General features: G+C 54.1%; 1 tRNA gene and 2 rRNA genes. All 3 read right to left on the bottom strand.

Annotated elements, in window-relative coordinates:
• Nucleotide 1 precedes the first annotated feature (1 nt).
• Nucleotides 2-78: transfer RNA gene (locus tag AC2FNS_RS17995), tRNA-Met, on the bottom strand.
• An 87-nt stretch (nucleotides 79-165) separates the two neighbouring features.
• Nucleotides 166-280, bottom strand: a 5S ribosomal RNA gene (gene rrf, locus AC2FNS_RS17990).
• A 192-nt stretch (nucleotides 281-472) separates the two neighbouring features.
• A 23S ribosomal RNA gene (locus AC2FNS_RS17985) occupies nucleotides 473-3,300 on the bottom strand.
• Nucleotides 3,301-3,567 lie beyond the last annotated feature (267 nt).

The raw sequence follows: 3,567 nt of genomic DNA, 5'->3' as shown, positions 1-3,567 counted from the left end.
TTGGTTGCGGGGAGAGGATTTGAACCTCTGACCTTCAGGTTATGAGCCTGACGAGCTACCTGGCTGCTCCACCCCGCGCCATTTTTTTGGCGTTCGGCCTGCAGAGATTTTTTGAGGCCGTTTTTTGATTTTTTGATCGTTTAGAGAGTTTGGGGATTTTTCTAGGTTTGGCGGTGACCTACTCTCCCGGGGCTTGAGCCCAAGTACCATTGGCGCTGCAGCACTTAACTTCCGGGTTCGGGATGGGACCGGGTGTTTTGCTTGCGCTATGACCACCAAACCGAGGAAAATCCCCACGTCGACTTTCTTGCGAGCAAGAAAGCGACGGGTGGCAGACAGCGTCTTTTGCTTGCAAAAGGCGCGTTGCCACTCGGTTGTATAATCAATCAATATCGCGGCTTGGTGCTGCGACGCTATCCATTGTCAAGGTCGGTGTATGCTTTTGGTTTGATTTGTCTTTCTGTTACTGGATCAAATCAAGCCTATCGGGCGATTAGTACCGGTCAACTGAACGCATTGCTGCGCTTACATCTCCGGCCTATTGACGTGGTGGTCTTCCACGGCCCTCAGGGAGACCTTGTTTTGAGGGGGGCTTCCCGCTTAGATGCCTTCAGCGGTTATCCTGTCCGATCATAGCTACCCTGCACTGCCGTTGGCACGACAACAGGTCCACCAGTGGATCGTTCACCCCGGTCCTCTCGTACTAGGGGCAACTCCTCTCAAGTCTCCTACACCCACGGCAGATAGGGACCGAACTGTCTCACGACGTTCTAAACCCAGCTCACGTACCTCTTTAAACGGCGAACAGCCGTACCCTTGGGACCTGCTCCAGCCCCAGGATGAGATGAGCCGACATCGAGGTGCCAAACACTGCCGTCGATATGGACTCTTGGGCAGTATCAGCCTGTTATCCCCGGCGTACCTTTTATCCGTTGAGCGATGGCCCTTCCACTCGGGACCACCGGATCACTATGGCCGTCTTTCGACTCTGCTCGACTTGTCAGTCTCGCAGTCAGGCTGGCTTCTGCCATTGCACTCAACGAGCGATTTCCGACCGCTCTGAGCCAACCTTCGCGCGCCTCCGTTACGCTTTAGGAGGCGACCGCCCCAGTCAAACTACCCGCCACGCAGGGTCCCGGATCCGGATGACGGACCGCGGTTAGACATCAAGAATGCAAAGGGTGGTATCTCAAGGGAGGCTCCACAGGAACTGGCGTCCCTGCTTCGAAGCCTACCACCTATCCTGCACATTGCAGTCCTGATGCCAGTGCGAAGCTGTAGTAAAGGTGCACGGGGTCTTTCCGTCTAACCGCGGGAAGCCTGCATCTTGACAGGCAATTCAATTTCGCTGAGTCGATGTTGGAGACAGCGGGGAAGTCGTTACGCCATTCGTGCAGGTCGGAACTTACCCGACAAGGAATTTCGCTACCTTAGGACCGTTATAGTTACGGCCGCCGTTTACCTGGGCTTCAATTCAAGGCTCTCACCTCTCCTTTTAACCTTCAGGCACCGGGCAGGCGTCAGACCCTATACGTCGTCTTGCGACTTCGCAGAGCCCTGTGTTTTTAATAAACAGTCGCCACCCCCTGGTTTGTGCCCCCAGCCCCTAGTTGCCTAGGAACCGGGCCTCCTTCTCGCGAACTTACGGAGGTATTTTGCCGAGTTCCTTCAACATCGTTCTCTCAAGCGCCTTGGTATGCTCTACCAGTCCACCTGTGTCGGTTTAGGGTACGGTCTGATAGGAGGGCTATTTCCAGGAACCTCTCAGCAGCCCAGTCAATCCGATAAGACTGAACTACACCCGAGATCCGTCACCACTCCACGGCCCAGGAATATTAACCTGGTTCCCATCGCCTACGCCTTTCGGCCTCGGCTTAGGGGCCGGCTTACCCTGCTCAGATTAGCTTTAAGCAGGAACCCTTGGACTTTCGGCGAGAGTGTCTCTCACACTCTTTGTCGCTACTCATGTCATCATTCTCACTAGTGATCTCTCCACCGGATGGCTCACGCCCCGGCTTCATCGAAAGCCTCTCTCCTCCAATACGCCCGAAGACGTGAAGGAGGAATGAGACTATGTCACACTACGCTCTGCTACCATGCCTTACGGCATCCGAAGCTTCGGCTCATGGCTTGAGCCCCGTTACATCTTCGCCGCAGGACAACTTGTTTAGACCAGTGAGCTGTTACGCTATCTTTAAAGGATGGCTGCTTCTAAGCCAACCTCCTGGTTGTTTTGGTCGTCCCACCTGCTTTCCCACTTAGCCATGAATTGGGGGCCTTAGCTGTCGGTCAGGGTTGTTTCCCTCTCCACTACGGACGTTAGCATCCGCAGTGTGTCTGCCATCTAGTACTCCCGGGTATTCGGAGTTTGGTTAGGATCAGTAAGCCTGTGGGGCCCCATTACCCATCCAGTGCTCTACCCCCCGGGGTATTCGGATGACGCTCTACCTAAATAGATTTCGCAGAGAACCAGCTATCTCCGAGTTTGATTGGCCTTTCACCCCTAGGCACAGCTCATCCCGATCCTTTTCAACGGATGTGGGTTCGGTCCTCCAGTAAGTGTTACCTTACCTTCAACCTGGCCATGCCTAGATCACTCGGTTTCGGGTCTGATCCCACGAACTCATGCGCCCTATTAAGACTCGCTTTCGCTGCGCCTACACCTAACGGCTTAAGCTTGCTCGTGAGACCAAGTCGATGACCCATTATACAAAAGGTACGCCGTCAGCTCGCAAGGAGCCTCCGACTGATTGTAGGCGTTCGGTTTCAGGTACTGTTTCACTCCCCTCGTCGGGGTGCTTTTCACCTTTCCCTCACGGTACTGGTTCGCTATCGGTCAGCAAGGAGTACTTAGCCTTCGAAGGTGGTCCTCCGATCTTCAGACAGGATTTCACGTGTCCCGCCCTACTTAATACGTCCCATCGAGCTTCGAATACGGGGCTGTCACCCGCTATGGCCATGCTTCCCAACATGTTCTTCTCACTCTCAAGGCTCGGCTGGTCCCCGTTCGCTCGCCGCTACTAGGGGAGTATCAATTGATGTCCTTTCCTCCGGGTACTTAGATGTTTCAGTTCCCCGGGTTTGCTCTTAAAACCCTATGTATTCAGGTCTTAAGTACCTGTCTCAATCCATTATGAACTGCTCGCGCAGATCATAACGAACTGTCAGGTGGGTTGCCCCATTCGGAAATCCATGGATCAAAGCTTATTCTCAGCTCCCCATGGCTTATCGCAGAGTATCACGTCCTTCATCGCCTCTTGCTGCCAAGGCATTCACCAAACGCCCTTCTCGCGCTTGATTTGATCCAGAAAGAGAAAGACAGGATTTGCAGAGCAAATCCAATGACAGGCGCTGGTAACAACCCGTCTCTCTGACTGAACCAAAAGCATACTTTCCCGCCTCCCATCCTGGAACCCATGCTGCCGATGTCGGTCGGCCCCGCACGGAGAATGGAAGACATGCATGATCAGATGAGTGCCGGTCATCCTTGCGGGTGACGATCGGCGCTGATCATGCGGGTTAGTGTACTTGACTTGGACAACTCTGTTCGTTTCAGCCGCGATACCC

The organism is Ruegeria sp. BHSA191 (genome assembly GCF_059613325.1).
Note: the sequence above shows the minus strand (reverse complement) of the source record. Positions and strands in the feature narration are given on the sequence as shown.